The organism is bacterium SCSIO 12643 (genome assembly GCA_024398135.1).
Classification (GTDB): Bacteria; Bacteroidota; Bacteroidia; order Flavobacteriales_G; family Salibacteraceae; genus CAJXZP01.
In genome coordinates this window covers 3,752,242-3,767,680 of record CP073750.1, presented here as the reverse complement: position 1 = coordinate 3,767,680, position 15,439 = coordinate 3,752,242, and the positions used below count along the sequence as shown (strand labels likewise).

Annotated in this window: 16 protein-coding genes; 2 read left to right on the top strand and 14 right to left on the bottom strand. The window is 33.6% G+C overall.

Annotated features, from left to right (window positions below):
- Positions 1 to 3 precede the first annotated feature (3 nt).
- The gene (locus KFE94_16490) at positions 4 to 795 is read left to right on the top strand and encodes an inositol monophosphatase (GenBank protein ID UTW66228.1); all 792 of its coding nucleotides are present in this window, start codon (positions 4 to 6) and stop codon (positions 793 to 795) included.
- 104 nt (positions 796 to 899) lie between these two features.
- Here KFE94_16490 and KFE94_16485 read toward each other — a convergent pair whose 3' ends face one another.
- Complete coding sequence (locus KFE94_16485; GenBank protein UTW66227.1) at positions 900 to 4,070, bottom strand: DUF3883 domain-containing protein; 3,171 nt, start codon at positions 4,068 to 4,070, stop codon at positions 900 to 902.
- A 100-nt stretch (positions 4,071 to 4,170) separates the two neighbouring features.
- The gene (locus KFE94_16480; GenBank protein UTW66226.1) at positions 4,171 to 5,949 is read right to left on the bottom strand and encodes an NACHT domain-containing protein; all 1,779 of its coding nucleotides are present in this window, start codon (positions 5,947 to 5,949) and stop codon (positions 4,171 to 4,173) included.
- Positions 5,950 to 6,492: 543 nt separating this feature from the next.
- On the opposite strand from KFE94_16480, the gene KFE94_16475 reads away from it, so the two are divergent.
- Entirely contained in the window at positions 6,493 to 6,765 is a 273-nt protein-coding gene (locus KFE94_16475) for a hypothetical protein (protein UTW66225.1), read from the top strand.
- A 58-nt stretch (positions 6,766 to 6,823) separates the two neighbouring features.
- Here KFE94_16475 and KFE94_16470 read toward each other — a convergent pair whose 3' ends face one another.
- The 12 genes from KFE94_16470 to KFE94_16415 all read right to left on the bottom strand — a co-directional run bounded on the left by KFE94_16470 (position 6,824) and on the right by KFE94_16415 (position 15,435).
- The gene (locus KFE94_16470) at positions 6,824 to 7,351 is read right to left on the bottom strand and encodes a hypothetical protein (protein UTW66224.1); all 528 of its coding nucleotides are present in this window, start codon (positions 7,349 to 7,351) and stop codon (positions 6,824 to 6,826) included.
- A gap of 222 nt (positions 7,352 to 7,573) precedes the next feature.
- Entirely contained in the window at positions 7,574 to 8,014 is a 441-nt protein-coding gene (locus KFE94_16465) for a hypothetical protein (protein UTW66223.1), read from the bottom strand.
- A 65-nt stretch (positions 8,015 to 8,079) separates the two neighbouring features.
- The gene (locus KFE94_16460) at positions 8,080 to 8,769 is read right to left on the bottom strand and encodes a hypothetical protein (protein UTW66222.1); all 690 of its coding nucleotides are present in this window, start codon (positions 8,767 to 8,769) and stop codon (positions 8,080 to 8,082) included.
- A 38-nt stretch (positions 8,770 to 8,807) separates the two neighbouring features.
- A complete protein-coding gene (locus KFE94_16455) occupies positions 8,808 to 9,344 on the bottom strand; it encodes a suppressor of fused domain protein (GenBank protein UTW66221.1) in 537 nt (178 codons plus the stop codon).
- Between the two features lie 108 nt (positions 9,345 to 9,452).
- On the bottom strand, positions 9,453 to 10,040 hold the full coding sequence (locus tag KFE94_16450; GenBank protein ID UTW66220.1) for a hypothetical protein: 588 nt from the start codon (positions 10,038 to 10,040) through the stop codon (positions 9,453 to 9,455).
- Positions 10,041 to 10,274: 234 nt separating this feature from the next.
- On the bottom strand, positions 10,275 to 10,901 hold the full coding sequence (locus KFE94_16445; protein UTW66219.1) for a hypothetical protein: 627 nt from the start codon (positions 10,899 to 10,901) through the stop codon (positions 10,275 to 10,277).
- A 55-nt stretch (positions 10,902 to 10,956) separates the two neighbouring features.
- The gene (locus KFE94_16440; GenBank protein ID UTW66218.1) at positions 10,957 to 11,271 is read right to left on the bottom strand and encodes a hypothetical protein; all 315 of its coding nucleotides are present in this window, start codon (positions 11,269 to 11,271) and stop codon (positions 10,957 to 10,959) included.
- Between the two features lie 69 nt (positions 11,272 to 11,340).
- Complete coding sequence (locus tag KFE94_16435) at positions 11,341 to 11,997, bottom strand: hypothetical protein (protein UTW66217.1); 657 nt, start codon at positions 11,995 to 11,997, stop codon at positions 11,341 to 11,343.
- Positions 11,998 to 12,037: 40 nt separating this feature from the next.
- Positions 12,038 to 12,589 carry a DUF1572 domain-containing protein gene (locus tag KFE94_16430; protein ID UTW66216.1) on the bottom strand — a complete coding sequence of 184 codons (552 nt, stop codon included), beginning with the start codon at positions 12,587 to 12,589 and terminating at the stop codon, positions 12,038 to 12,040.
- A 116-nt stretch (positions 12,590 to 12,705) separates the two neighbouring features.
- Entirely contained in the window at positions 12,706 to 13,431 is a 726-nt protein-coding gene (locus KFE94_16425) for an isochorismatase family protein (GenBank protein UTW66215.1), read from the bottom strand.
- Positions 13,432 to 13,528: 97 nt separating this feature from the next.
- Positions 13,529 to 14,347: a helix-turn-helix transcriptional regulator gene (locus KFE94_16420; protein ID UTW66214.1), complete on the bottom strand. Its 819-nt coding sequence runs from the start codon at positions 14,345 to 14,347 to the stop codon at positions 13,529 to 13,531.
- 86 nt (positions 14,348 to 14,433) lie between these two features.
- Positions 14,434 to 15,435, bottom strand: coding sequence for a S41 family peptidase (locus KFE94_16415; protein UTW66213.1), 1,002 nt, complete (start codon positions 15,433 to 15,435; stop codon positions 14,434 to 14,436).
- Between the last annotated feature and the right edge of the window lie 4 nt (positions 15,436 to 15,439).

The following is a 15,439-nucleotide window of genomic DNA, read 5'->3' as shown; positions in this document are numbered from 1 at the left end:
TTGATGAACTATCAAGAGTTGTGTGAACAATCCATCGCACTGATCAAAGAAACCGGAACGTATATTCTGGCCCAGAGAAAAGACTTTACCGAAGATGCGGTAGAAACCAAAAGCTTAAACAGTTTGGTAAGTTTTGTAGATAAAACGGCCGAACAAAAACTGGTAGCAGGTTTAAGCGCGTTACTTCCCGAAGCAGGTTTTATTGCCGAAGAAGGCACTTCAGACAAAATTGGAGACACTTACAATTGGGTGATTGACCCTTTGGACGGCACCACGAACTTTATTCATGGGGTTCCCCTCTACTCTATTAGTGTGGCGTTAATGGAAAACAACCAACCCGTGATTGGTGTGGTGTATGAAATCAATTTGGATGAATGTTTTTATGCCTGGAAAGACAGTGCAGCTTATCTGAATGGCCACACAATTTCAGTAACGCAAACCCAAAACTTAAGCGATACTTTATTAGCGACCGGATTCCCGTATCATGATTTTTATAAAATGGAAGGCTTTCTGGCTTCTTTAAGATACTTTATGGAAAACACCCGTGGACTTAGACGTTTGGGATCTGCTGCCGTAGATTTAGCCTATGTGGCCTGCGGACGTTTTGATGGTTTCTACGAATACGGACTCAATCCGTGGGATGTGGCCGCTGGTGCTTTTATTGTGGAACGTGCCGGTGGGAAATCCGGTTATTTTACCGACCGCGAGGAATATACCGATGGTTCTGAAATTCTAGCTACCAATGGATTGATTCATACCGAAATGCAGGAGTTGATTCGGAGGTTTTATGGGTAGGAGTAAGTTTCACCAAATAGCTTTCTTTTAATTGCATTAAACGGTTTGACTATGCATAGTAGTTTCCTGACGGATATTACGTATAGTTGTATGCTGTTTTTCTTCTAATCCTCATTTACTGTACTTTTTAATGAGGTGATTAAGTAAACCTCAAATTGATCGAAACTTAATCCAAATTCTTCGATTACGTTTTGAGGCACTAGAGTTCTATAATCACCATCTAAGTGAATTTCATCAAGCTGTTTTGTTTGCTCAAACACTTCTACAAGGTGTTCAACCTTTTCACCAATATTGTTGACGAATTTTATATTGTCTAAAATTTTGTTGATGTCTGAGATTTCAAATCTGTCTTCTTCATGATAGTCAGTCATGTCAACAGAACATAAAGCATAAATATTCTGGTGCTCATTAGATCTCAAGGTTTGGTTCCGTGACATTCTGATTGAAGTTCGTTTATCCCATCTGGATTTTACTTCTATGTAGTATTTGATCTCATCCTTTATTTTGATGACTATATCCTGACCATCTTGCTCACCTAATACTTCACATTTAATATCTTCTGGCTGAAATAACAGCTTTAGGTGTTCTTTCAATTTTTCTTCTATATGGGTTCCAATTTGATGTTTGAATTGAAAATTAGCCTTACGTTGATTTTCATCTTCAAGACTTTCAAGTGCTTTATTGAGTATTTCTTCAAAATTGGACTTTCTTACTAGGTCACCAATGTTTTTGATTTTTTCATCATCTAATGTCACTATTGAAAATATGTCTTCTTTGGTTTCTTCTTTAGAAACCACTGAAATCATTATGCTTGCCTTTTTGTCGTTTAACTGAGGAAACAATTGTTGATAGTTCTGCTCTGTTAAAAGTGGGATGATTTTGAGTATGGTGGTTTTAAGAGGATGATTCTCTATATCACTAATATTATCCTGAAATAAGGTTTCTTCAATAATAGTCGTTAGATACCTATTGTTGATGTAGTCATCTTCTGATAGAAAGCTATTAAATGTCGCAATGCTTAATATTTCGTTGATGTCTTTTTTCTCAACTGCTAAATAGAGCTGTTTGATTTCATTGGTAACACCATTATCTCTTTTTAAATCTTCAGCTAAATGAAGTTCGAACAATTGATTTGGATAGATTTTACTTTCCTTGTAAACCTCTTTATAGCTATCGTCATAGAGGGAGCATAAATCGCTCAAAAAAGCGGTGTTCTCTTGAACCCAATTGTTATTGTGTAATGCAATTAAATTGCAGAATATTTTAATTAGCACTTTTCTGGTAGAGCGTGACTCAATATTTTCACTGTCTTCACTTAAACTAGGCAGGTGTAGTAAACTTTCATCCCAATTGTAATAGGTTGAAATCTTTTTTAATAGCTGGTTTGGCTTACTGGTTGAATCAACACTATTGGTGAGTTTGCAAAATTCTAATAGGGATTTGAAATAGGATTCCTCAACTTTGTTTTTTGTCTCTACTAAATCATAATGAAAAAGTTCATTGTTTAGTTCTTCAGGATAAAAAATAGAATTGTCTATATTTTTTTCATCTAAGCTGTTTTTAACTTCATCAGAGAAATTTCTACGATTAAATAAATTGAGGGAAAAACTGAAATGAAAAGCAGGATGAATCAATTTTGCAATGGAGACAGGTATTAAAACTTTACCGAGTTCAATAAGTGTATCATTGAGATTATCAGGTTTTAGCAATACTCCAATTTTGTTGAAATTCCCTTCTATATTGGGAATTAAGTCTAAATCGTTGAAATAGGCGATATCAACTAAATCAATGATGTACTGATAGTATTGTACAAGAATGGTCTCGTTAAAATCTTGAAGACTACATTCACTTATTTTCTCAAGTAAATCATTATGAGTTATGAAAGTGGTGGATTCATTGTTCCAGTTAATGGCGTGTTCACTCCATTTGATAATATCTTCCTTAACAGGTATACTGGAATAAAACTTAGAGATGAGTTCATAAAAACAATCGAAAAGGTCATCTTCTGTATTTAAAAAATCTTCCGATAGATAACTTACGCTATTTATAGATTTATAGCCATCATTTGTTTTTACAAACGGTAGTTCACTTAATTCTGAATTCCATTTATTACTCAACTCGGTAAAGTACTCGTTCAAGAAGCTATCATCACTGTCTGTTCTAAAGTTGACGTTGGTATAGAGTAATGGGTTTTTAACTTCAATGATGTTGCTTCTTAAAAACGAAAAAATAAGGCTAGAGCATTTCTCAATGATGAGTCTATTCGACTCTTCATCTGCTTTTACTTGGTCCTTATCACTATTTAGATGAATGGTGTCTCTAGGTTCTGTGGGTAAGAACTTGTTGCAATTAATGATAAAGTTTAACCCAAAATCTTCTGAACCAATTAAAGGATAGTAATAGAATAAACGGGCTATATTCTCATTAAACTGAATGACCTCTTTATTCTTATCTACTGGAAGAATAATTTCAATTTCTTCTTCCTCATCTCTTATGCTGAATAGATGGATTTCATCATGGTTTTTTATAATAATAGATTTGTGTAAATCAATTTTCTGATCGTTTTCTATTCTTTTTTTACTACGGAATCGATAAGTGTCTGTTACACCATTTTCTTGATGGACTACAACTTCTTGTAATCTATTGTTTATAGTAAAAACCAAAGGAATGTAATCATCTAAATATTTGGATGATTCTTTGATATATTCAAGTTCTTTCTTTGATGAGGGTAGGTAGGCAAAAGTGGTTTTTAAGTCCGAAACTTCAACAGCATTTTCTTTCTCTAATAAGTCGTAAACACGTTTTTTCTGCTCCGAAATATTGTCACTTAGCTCTTGCCAAGTTTTTGGTGTTCTGTCAATTTCAAAATCTTTAATAGGCAAGTAATATCCACCTGCATCTAAATATGAGTTAAGCTTGAATTTCCGTCCAAAAGTGTGAGTAGTTAAAAAGCCTGTTCCGTATTTACCTACTTCAGGAATATCGTCATCCCCATATTTACCACTTACTTGTTTTACTAAAGATATTAAGGTCATAGTGGTAAATGCTTTTCCGTTATGAGAGAAAGAAAACTGGTTATCTCGATAATCAATTTTAATTTTACACCGCTCGGTTAAATCACAGGCATTTTGCACCAATTCCCAAATGGCTCGGTCGGAAGATTTTTTGTTGAACTTCTCAAAACCCCGTAACATGTCATCAGCAAACTTTTTTAAACTTGATCGCTCATCTTCCTTCTTAGTTTTTTCTAATAATAGGTTTCTATCTTCTTGCATTTTTTTATATGTGCATTTTAAATGGCATACGACATTTTGTGTATGGTGTCTTGACATCAAGTAGGGTGCTAAGATTTTATATACATTGTTGTAAGTCGTTTTATATTAATGATATTATGTCAGTATCACTATTGTCTTGCTCTTCTAAGTAAGATTCCAGTTCTTGAATCTTATCCTTAATTTTTGGAATATAAGTTTTTAGAAAAGGTTTAATATCTTCCTTTGCTAATTTTGCCCTAGCAACATCACTCCGTTTTCTCCCCTCTTTTGATGAATGTTTTTCTCCTTTTTTCATTGGATTATATTTTCGAAATAGTTTCGAAAACTCCTCATTCTGAATACTTAATTCATTGCATTTGATAACCGAGTAAAAGGATTCATAAACATTTTGAAGATTAATAAAATAGGTTATGATTTTTTTTGTGCTTGTAGTTTTAATATTGATGCTGTCTAAATAGGATTTTAGATATGGAATTACACCAAAACGAATAATGCCAACTTCGTCTAACTCAGATAGTAGTAGGTGAAAATTATCATTTGAATTCATTATAAAGGTACGGTCATCTGTTAGAGCCGTAAGTACTTTTTTGTAGACAGTCTTTTTATTAGAATCACTTAATGATGAAATATATGCTGCTGTAAAGTATTCCTGCAACGACCGATGAGGAAAGGTAAATTCTGTCCCATCTTGGTTTATTATTCCAATCGCTATTTGCAAATCCGTAATCAGTTTATTGTTTGTGAACTTGATACTGGATTTTTTGGATTTAATTGTATTCAATTTATCATTCAAATACTTATTTGTGAAAATGAACTTTTGCTCAAAGTAACTGATGAATGAAAATAGTTCTAACACCTCGACAATCTGTTCTTTCGATAAGCCACTTTGTTTTTCACGTACAAAGGCAAGCTTAGACATACTGTCATGAACAGAAAACAAAGCATCAAAAACCTGACTATAAAACGCACTTCTTTTCTGAGGAATACTTGAATAAGATTGAAATGTGAGAATAAACATTGAAAGCAATAACGGATTGCTTAAAAACGTTTTATAAGAACTGTTTTCTGGGCTATTAATGGCCTCAATAATCTTAGCTTGTAATTCAGATTCTTCCAGTGGAATTTGTTTTTGAATAAATTGGTTAATGTCTTCGTCAGAAAGTTCACAAACTTCAAAATTATGAAACAAGGGAAGCAAATCAATTTCTGTGTATGGTCGTGAAGTCAAAAGATAATTGTTGCTGTTATACAATTTGACTAAATCATCAATCTCTTTGGTAATTTTTTCCTTTTTTACAGAAGTAATTTCATCATATCCATCTAAAAAGAAAACAAAATCACCTGACTTCATTAGTCGTTCAACAATTTTATCAATTGATGCCAAACGTCCAAGTTTAAAGATTTTGTCTTTTATATATTCAATAACACTTCCGTCATAATCATTTAGATATCTAAGTTCGAGCTTTATTGGAACCTTGAAATCCGAGTCAATAGCATTCAGGAACAAATATTTTACAATCGTACTTTTACCACTTCCAGCGCTACCAATCAGAGTAATAAATTGCTTCTTTTCAAATAATTTTTCAATTGAATCGGTTGCTATTCTGCTACCTCTTTTACGGCCAAAATGAGTTGGTTTACTATTTGGGCCACAATTGGTGATAAATAGAGGTTGATAAAATTCTTTAAGTCTTTTAGGTTCAACTCTATGTAACAGTGTTTTTGAAATCGAATTACGATTGTATTCTTCAACTTGGTATTCAAGAATATTGTTGGAAATAGTATGCTTTATCTCCTCTCCAAAATCTTTTGCAATTCCAGTAAACAAAGAAGTTAATTTTGCTCCTACTACTCCAGTAATTATTGTCGTTATATCCATGTTTTTTTTAATTGCTCACAACGTAGGCATATACCAGTAAATATTACCCACATTCTAATCCATTATTTCTAACCAGATCCTCTCTTCTACTCAATTGCAAATAATTACAACCGACTATAAACGTTTACTATCGAATTAGACAGCTAAAACTACCCTATCCAACGCTCAAAAAAAATGTGGTAACTACGTATTTTACTTTTGTGGTTTATACGGATAAAAAATCTATAAAGCACTTATTTTGAAATAAATACACTACTATGATTTTTGTCATATGGTTATTTAATCACAAGACTGGCGGATTAAATTAGTATGCGTGTGGGTGTTTTATGTTATCCGCTTTTTACCTCACCCAATTCATTCTTTTTCGTAATTTTGAGACGCTAACACATTTTAATTTATCTGCAATGCAAAATTTGCAATTACGTCTTAAACAGAAAATATTGGGGGAGCATACGGGTGTAAGTTCCGAGACCTATCTGAGCATTGCTTGGAATGTGTTAGCAGTGACTCCCCCTCTTTTTATTCTTTTAAAACCCATTCAAAATGCTAACACAAAATGGTCAGACCGCCTGTATTCATGGCAATCTAGTAGAATCTGTTAATGGTTCTAAAACCCTACCATCTTTAAATTCTGTAGATCAGGAATTTATTGATCATCTCAAATTTCAAGGTATTGAGGAATTAATCCATTCTTTAAAAATGATTCATGATTTTGCTTTGTATCACACCGATTTATGTTTGGATACTGATGAGAAAAATGCGCTTCTGAATTTAAAAATCTTATGGGAAGGATTGGAACGGATGCGGAAAGCTTAAAATGAACAAAGGCTGTCAAATTATTGACAGCCTTTTAATTCTCATTATCGGTACTAATTTACTCCTTGTTATTATTTGCAATATAGAATTTTGCTATTTCTACTGCAAAATTTGAAAGACGGTGAATATCTGATTTAAGTTTAAAATCAATGCTCCCGTTATTGGTATTCCACAAGGTGACAGTGAATTTATCGTTTGTATCAATCTCGTAGTTAACATGGGAAATAGAGTTACGCAATAACCTGAAAATTTTAAAATTCTGAGTAATTAAATTTCTCCCTTTAATTATCTCAAAATAATCCTCAATTTTAAACTCAAACTCTTTGAATAAGTCATAGTTTTCTTTTTTAAACAATTCTTTGGGGACTACAAGCAAAGAGTACAAAAACGAGAATACTGAACCGCTGTTCACAGGAGAATAAAAGCTTTCTAAGGGAATATTTGATCCAATATGTTCACTGGTATTATTTATTAAATCAGAAACCGTTAATTCCGAAAGTTCACCATTATCCTTGGCTTTATTTATCTGATAAAGAAGTTGAAAATTAATATAAGCCCACGTAGGTATTTCTTTCTCTAATTTCATTCTAATTGTCTATAACTGATGTATATGGTACGATACCAAGGTATGTGGAATTAGGTAGATTAAAATCACATGGTTTTCGCTGAATTCTAATGTTTGCAAATTACAAAGAACTTTTGTTACCATATATTTTTTACCCTCTCCACTCGGGTGTCATAATTCTTAATCCTTCTTTAACTCCTAAACAATTATAAATTGGATAACTTTCTCTTTAATCAATAAGTTTTAACGTTTTGTATAAGTAGCAACTTCCCTGTTTAGTTCATCAATCAATTCGTCTATTTCCATTTTCGTTTGTGTTTTTTTCCAATATGGAAACAGCCAGGTTAATGAAGTACTCAAATTCTTAAATTCACCGTTCTCATTTTCAATTTCAACCTTGTTTTTAAAAACAAATTCTCCTTTATAATACTCGGTAATTCGCTTACTTCTCGTTAGCAAGTCGAAAAATTCATCAATAGCCTCATTAATATCATCATGCTCGTGATGGTAATGTCTATGATTAATACCATAACCAACTGTTAGTTCAGATTCACTTACAGAAATCCATATTCCTGTATCACCAATTGTTAAATATGTTCCTTCTTCGTATTGGTTTAAATCCTGACCAATCTGTTCAATAAGAAGTTTCTTAATTTTTGCGAATATGAGCTGGTGTTTTTTCATTCTTGATTATAAACAAGGTTAGTATACGGTGTCGTTGTATTCTGAGAATTGTATTGTCAATGGTTTTACCTCTTTACGTACTGATTCTTTTTACGATCATATTTATACTCACCCATTTCATAATCTTCAATAGGAACTTCAGAATTATAAGATAGCCTAAAATGACCTTTACGATCTATCTCTACTTTAAACCAATAGCCAAAAGACTTACCTACAGATGTGGATACCGCTACATCACTTTCATTTCTGTTTTTTACTTCAAATATTTTACGCTTTTCTCTTACATCCCATACCTCATACTGCGCATAATAATGACGATAAACCCCAATACCAAACGGATTTATATTTATGCCCAAAGGGTTATCTGTAGTCGGCTTTCGAGACTCTGAAGAACAAAACCACTCCCGGTACAGAAATAACTCTTTGACGTCATCACCATTGAGGTCAATGGAGTCTAACACGCGAATCTTCTTTCTTGTACAAGTCACACAATATCTTGTGGTATCCCTCTGCTCTTTGCTCATCGAATCTGATGAAACTGAAATATTAAACGGATAGGTATAAATGGAACTGCGATCATATAATCCATTCAAATGCAATGTATCATTTCCGTTATTATACACATAAACGGGTTCAGTATATATCGAATCCACATCATGCCCTAATGAATCTATAAACCGGATATTTCCATCGCATTGGCTATATCCAATCACTGGTAATAGCAGTATCCATAGTATTTTAATGGTTTTGTTCATTTTTTATTTTATGGAATAAAATACACCAGCTATAAATTCTATTCTTCTACTCTTTTTCTATTTACATCATAATTATCAAAATCAGAATGATGCCAAAACTTCTCCAATCCCCAATTATTTATTAATTCCATCTCAGAAGCATACATAGGGTATAATCCTATGATATTAATCTTATAATCCAGTCCAATATCAACATCCAGATAATCTTCTCGTTCAAGTATAGATGGTGCAAAAACAAAAAAAGCATCCATTTCTGAAGAATCTGATATCTTTTTTCCAAAGTTTATTGTTTCACCATAACTAAAAGAACAATCTCCTCTTAATTTATTAGCTAAAAAACCAACCACTTGACCCCATGAAACATCATCCGAATCAACAGAAATCAGAAGTTCTGGCCTTCCATATTTCCAATCTGGATGATTGATTAATGAGAGTCCATAGGTCAACGCAGTAATCATTCCTTTTTCTGGAATATCCTTATAAACTATGCTGGTCACGCCATTTAATTCCGGATAAATTGAATCGTTGGAAAAGAATTCTGGTTCAACCTGAAAAATTCTATCAAGATGACTCATGTATTTCTCAATTGGTGATTTTTGAGAACCCTTCTTATTTAATAATTTGTTGATACCCATCAATTTTCTTCTATAGTGCACAATTTAATGAATAAAACTATTAAGATTTTAACTCCGGTTCTCTATCAATTCTCCCAACAAATTGGAATCTCGATTTTCCGTTTTTAATAGTTTATATTCAAATATTCGTTCTTCTTTTATTTGCCTAAACTCCTTGATTGCAAATGTGAAAGATTGATTCTTAAATAAACAAGGCATCTTCCTTAATCTCTTCTTTATTTCTTTTCTCTTAAAACTCTTAGGAATTTTCCACTCAACTCCTCCCTCCAGTTCAATTTCCACGTATGTAAGTTCAAGCCTATCCAACATATCTAAAGTTGCCCTATAATCAATAACCTTTTCAATATGCAAATCGTACCTTTCACCCCTTAGTCCAATTTTGAAACCATACATCCATTCTTCCAGATTCAATGCACTTCCGGGTTGAAAATAATCTGTAGAACTTTTATCTACAATAATTCCATTATACGCACCAGTAAAAAACTCGTTTGGGGCAGGGTTCAACTCTTTAAATGGTACATACCACAAAGTTTCTCTCTCCAGTAAATTTTCGATATCTATCACAAAGCTCTGGTAAAATTCATTATTATTTATGAAGGATTTGGATATCGCTATTGCTTCTTCTCTACTGGTCATTTTTCAATCCTTTAATATAATCAGTCGTATTACCATTCCAATAACATTTTGTGCATCGTTCATCCTTCATTCTATGATCGCAGTTGGCATATCCATAGAGAAAATGTGAACAATTGGGACATAAGTGCTCCATCTCAGATGTGTCAGCATAATATTCACTTTCACACTCATTACATGCGTTTATTTCTTTTTTCTGATTCAAGTCTTTATTCACTAATTTATTACATAATAAATTCACTTAAATCTATTCACATTATGTTTTTCTTTAAAATCTATTATTCTTTTCTTTCCTTCTATATTATCCTGATTATTCTTTTTAAAAAATTTCTTTTTTAATTCATTAAGTTCCAATGTTTTTTCATACTCAAAATCTTTATCATAGATTTTATCCGTTCCATAGTAGAGTCTGTCTTCGTGAAAATAATAAAGGCCCCAATTAAGTGTTTCGTCAAATAATATCAGGTCATCTGCAAAGAATAGCCCCTCACAATATTTAATAACCATTTTCCACGTTAATGCAATTGCCTGTCCACTTCTATCTCTATCCATGTATACAAACTTGTCAAATGGAATTGATTTACTATAAAGCCACTTTTTTAATTCTTTTTCACAGTTTTCCGTCACTGGAAACTCCTGAATTGTTTTAAAATACCTTTCGTTGAAAGGAGACCATATGGGGCCCGTAATCATATTGGAATTATTAATGTAATTTTTGACAAACTCACTCGCCTCATTATTTAGAAAGAAGATTTGATCTTTATCATTCTGTGATATACTTGCTGTTTTTTCTGGATCACCTAAAAAACTCCAGACGTTTGGAAATTCCTCGGAGTATGTTTTTATGTTGTCAAAATTTATCATTGTGTTTTAAACTCTCAATATTTTAATTCAAGGTTAACTGCATTATTTAACTCCTTTAAAAGTCAAACACCCTACGAACGTAATAAATTAATCCAGAGATCAACAGCATACTGATGATGATAGTGGCCAGTGCAGAAATAAATCTAATCCAATTGTCGCGTTCCCGGTCTTTGACTAATTGATTTCTAATTTGTCTAAGTTGTTCTGGAGTTGCTTTTTTAGGGTCTTTGATCTGCTTTTTCTTCGAAACTTTCAACCATTCTTTTCGGGTTTCGAAATAGCTCTTTTTTGTATTTAACAATCCAATGTTTTGCAGATAACTGGAGAACATTGCACTACCTCCTCCTGTGTTATAATTTCTTCTTTTCATTTGCTAGGGTTTAGAGTTATTTATTGTTGGCTCATTAATTTAAGTACGATCCATTATTTATTTCATTTTTTATATTCTGTTTCGCCAATTATAAGTTCCTTCTGAAATGTGTTCATATGTTTTTATATAATTTCTAGGTTCGTTTCGGTATATAAGTCTTCTAAACTTATACCAACGATAATTTTTGTATCCATGGTATATAGTATGTTTGAATGATGTGCCCACTGGATATAAATTAATACTAGTGTCATTTGCGTTAATAAGTATTTGCCAATTTACAACAGTATCTCTATTCATGGTTAAAGGATAAATCTCGTATCCGCTTTTCCATGTTCTCTTTTCACCTCTGACCTTCCAACACTCCTTAATATGCTTCACATACATAGGAAAATTGTTTGGGATTAGATATAGTTCCGAGAATAAAAGAGTATCGTTACTCTCCATTTCGGGAAATGGTAAAAGAACAAATCCGTTTTTAGCATCACATGCAATCACAATTGCTTTTTTAGTCGTTTCAGATACAGAAATTATCCCTATTGGATTTTCATTGGTTAGAAGTACTGATTTTTCAGGAAATGCAAGGGAGAACTCGCTAATTACCGAATCATATTCGATTATTTTAACCTCAATAGAATCATTAACCAATGGTTTTCGTTCGAATATAAGTGTTTGACCAAAGCATACAACACCTGTTAAACAGATTAAACATGATATTAGGATTTTCATTAGAATTAAACTTTTTGGCTAAAAACCATTGATTACAAAATTACAAATCATCAGTGAAATGTTCTCTCCGTTTGGGTTTAGAAAATTTCTCTTGATTATACACCCTGGATTTTCCTTTGGCTATGGATAGTGATTTCCAATTTTCTTTTTTAATCATTTTACCCAGAAATACCATTTGCCCCACATGGTATGCATAATGTGCCAATTGTCGGTTAATCGCTTCAGTCACGGTATGGCCCATGTTTCGGATATAAATCTCACTTTCTAAATCAGACTCCGAGAGTTCATCCAATGCTGAAAGTAAACAGCCCCATCCGGCATTCCATTTTGCTAAAAGTGTTACTCTATCCGGAATATCATTGTCAAATTCTGCATCTCTTTGCCTCCATTCCTTCTCTCCATCCGAATTCAAAAAGTCGGTCCATCTCGACATCATATTGCCATGTAGATGTTTAACCATGATTGCGATACTATTGCTTTCCGTATGGGGTTGCCAAAACAATTCTGTATCACTCAATTGTTGAATCGTTTTCTCGCCCAACATCTGATAATATTCAAATTGCTTTTTGACACTGTTTAAATAGCTACTCATGGTTTGAATTGGTTATGGATGACTCCTTCAAACTTACAAATAGATTCACACTTTATAAAACAAAAAAAGCAAGCATAAAATGCTTGCTCTTCACTCACTATATACAATTGAAATTCTTAAAACTTCAACAATTGTTTCATCAATTCTTCTGTGGTAAACACATGGCTCGCAATCATTCTGAAATTAACCAATGCTGCTTCATAACCATTCATATCCGGTAAAATCGCTGCTGCGGTAGCATCTTTTACGACAGCCACTTCAAAACCATTTTCTACCAATTCTCTCATATGCGATTCCGTACATAGGTTAGCCGACATCCCTGCAATAATCACTTTACTATACCCATGTTTACGTAGTTGTAAAGCCAAATCATTCGACTCTGGTCCATATAGTTTATGTGGACTGGTCACAATCACATTATCTCCATCAATGTACTTTTTATAACGCTCCAACCAGTCTGCACCAGAACCTTCAAATCCTTCAGTGGTTAACGCGCCTTTACGGTCAAACATCGTGATTTTATGCATCAATACTTCCAAAGCTCCTTCAAACTCCCAGTTGTGATCGTGTTTGTAGTAATAATGTGGTGAAACAAATACTTTGATATTCTTTTCCGCTGCCATTTTAAACAACGCTTCTATATTATCTACGGTATTGTTTTCCTCTACACTCTTGCCTACCACGCCCCAGGCTACACCATCAGGACTTAAAAAATCATTTTGTGGGTCGGTGATTACAATGGCAGTTTGTGCATCTACGGTAAATCCTGGATCTGGTAACTGCGCAAATACGCTTACTATACTTAAAATAAAAACGGTTACGTTACTTACTATTCTTTTCATCATCTACATTTTTAAAGTTCTATGTCTTATTGACGAGGCAAATTTCCATAGACTTCCCTCCTTTTTTGTAGACCAGATTTCCCGAAGATGTAACCATTTATCCCGTACGGTATTCCGATGGAGAAATTCCTGCTTGTTTTTTAAAGAATCGACTAAAAGACTGTGAATCTTCAAACCCAATTTCATCTGAAATTTGTTTGATCGACAAATCTGAATGTCCTAACAATCTTCGGGCTTCCAGCATTTTTCTATCCTGAATGTATTGTAAGGGTGTTTTACGATTCAACCTGGAAAATAGATTTGAGATCGTTTTAGGAGAACGGTTTAAGAGCTCTGCATATTCAATCACAGAATGTTTGGTTTTAAAATGCTGCTCTACCAAAAAATTAAACTCCCGTACCAAATCAGATGGTTCTAACTCATCGGTCCAATCACTTTGTTCTTTATACAACCTAGTACAAAGGATCAAATAACGTTTGAGCATCATCTGGAGCATTCCGGCTTGTAGATTATCTACAGAGTTCATTTCGATCTCAAACATTTTCCAGAGTATTTCAAAATGTTCTAAGGATTCTTTGGGAATCTGAATTCTGGGAAGCTGAGATGCGCCAAAAAACAACAATCCCTTACAACTTACTTCCACATCATGATCTATGATGCAATAAAAAGGGCGGTTAAATCTTATCAATTTAGTCCGCCCCTTACGTATGACTTGAATCTGGTGGAATTCGGTAAAAAACACAATTTCATTTTTATTGAAAGTGTGCGTCACTCCATCTACAACAAATTCGTTCCCATTGGTTTCAAACCATAATATAGTTAAACTGCTTGGTGGATTTTGTTGAAAAATCTCACATGTATTTTGTTCCAATACATCTAATTCAATAAATGCATTGTTCTTTCCCAAAAACTTCATAATTCGTTGATCGACCTTCTACTTTCAAAGTGTAAAAGTGTATCGGATCAGGGAAAGATTCCGTCATATTTTTGACGTTTCGCTTTTTATAGGATTTCCTTTAAAGCCGTTTCAATCACCTCGTCTTTGGTACGGTCGTTCCAATCCATCAAAGCGTGAATGTCCGGTGGCACCCCATTTTCGTACTCCGGATTTTGATCCAACGATAACGTTTGTGTGATTGAAAATCTATAGTTCCACCCATTTGGCAATTGACCTCCATTTGGCAATCCCAATCCGCCTCCGGTAGTATCTCCCACCAATACCATATTCGGAATCGCCTTGGTAGAAATAGAAGTAAATGAACCCGCGCTATATGTTCCACGGTCTACCAGTACCATCACTTTTTTCAAATACTTAATTCCTCCGTATGGCGATACTTTAGCAGGCATCGCTTCAGAAAAATCATTATGTCCCTTACCATTTTTTATTCTCGAATAGTATACGATCGTTTCCTGATCTACAAAACGACTTAAAATTGAAAACACATCAGACACAGCACCTCCACCATTTTCTCTTAAATCCAAAATCAAACCTTTGGTGTTTTTATAACGATCCAGAATAAAATCTAAATTGGTACTTCCTACTGTTCCGGTAAATGAAGCAAAACGTACATAACCCACTTCTCCATTGGCAATAAAATCATGTGAGAATGGACCTGAAACATAATAATCTCTAGGCAAATAATTATCCTCAATAATACGCCAGTCAAAATTGTCCTGACTTAAATAATTCACCCCAAAACGAGACACATTGAAATTAGATACCAGATTGGTATGATCATCTCTCAATTCGGTTAACATGCCTCCTAAAACACTAAACAATGAATCCTCGGTCATCCCTTCATATATCTGAGATTCATATTTCACTTTCACCTGATCCCAGTCTATATTTTTCAAATCGAAATAGGCGTATTTTTCATTACACTCATTCCATAAATAATCCAGATTGGCTTGTGGATTAGAGGACTCTTCTTTTGGTTTAAACAATACCTTTTCACAAGAAAAAAGCAATGGAACCACTAGCATTAAAACAACTATCTTTTTCATGAGT

Coding starts and splice junctions, on each gene's coding strand:
- KFE94_16490 (UTW66228.1), top strand. CDS start 4: ATGAACTATCAAGAGTTGTGTGAACAATCCATCGCACTGATCAAAGAA.
- KFE94_16485 (UTW66227.1), bottom strand. CDS start 4,070: ATGCAAGAAGATAGAAACCTATTATTAGAAAAAACTAAGAAGGAAGAT.
- KFE94_16480 (UTW66226.1), bottom strand. CDS start 5,949: ATGGATATAACGACAATAATTACTGGAGTAGTAGGAGCAAAATTAACT.
- KFE94_16475 (UTW66225.1), top strand. CDS start 6,493: ATGCTAACACAAAATGGTCAGACCGCCTGTATTCATGGCAATCTAGTA.
- KFE94_16470 (UTW66224.1), bottom strand. CDS start 7,351: ATGAAATTAGAGAAAGAAATACCTACGTGGGCTTATATTAATTTTCAA.
- KFE94_16465 (UTW66223.1), bottom strand. CDS start 8,014: ATGAAAAAACACCAGCTCATATTCGCAAAAATTAAGAAACTTCTTATT.
- KFE94_16460 (UTW66222.1), bottom strand. CDS start 8,769: ATGAACAAAACCATTAAAATACTATGGATACTGCTATTACCAGTGATT.
- KFE94_16455 (UTW66221.1), bottom strand. CDS start 9,344: ATGAGTCATCTTGATAGAATTTTTCAGGTTGAACCAGAATTCTTTTCC.
- KFE94_16450 (UTW66220.1), bottom strand. CDS start 10,040: ATGACCAGTAGAGAAGAAGCAATAGCGATATCCAAATCCTTCATAAAT.
- KFE94_16445 (UTW66219.1), bottom strand. CDS start 10,901: ATGATAAATTTTGACAACATAAAAACATACTCCGAGGAATTTCCAAAC.
- KFE94_16440 (UTW66218.1), bottom strand. CDS start 11,271: ATGAAAAGAAGAAATTATAACACAGGAGGAGGTAGTGCAATGTTCTCC.
- KFE94_16435 (UTW66217.1), bottom strand. CDS start 11,997: ATGAAAATCCTAATATCATGTTTAATCTGTTTAACAGGTGTTGTATGC.
- KFE94_16430 (UTW66216.1), bottom strand. CDS start 12,589: ATGAGTAGCTATTTAAACAGTGTCAAAAAGCAATTTGAATATTATCAG.
- KFE94_16425 (UTW66215.1), bottom strand. CDS start 13,431: ATGAAAAGAATAGTAAGTAACGTAACCGTTTTTATTTTAAGTATAGTA.
- KFE94_16420 (UTW66214.1), bottom strand. CDS start 14,347: ATGAAGTTTTTGGGAAAGAACAATGCATTTATTGAATTAGATGTATTG.
- KFE94_16415 (UTW66213.1), bottom strand. CDS start 15,435: ATGAAAAAGATAGTTGTTTTAATGCTAGTGGTTCCATTGCTTTTTTCT.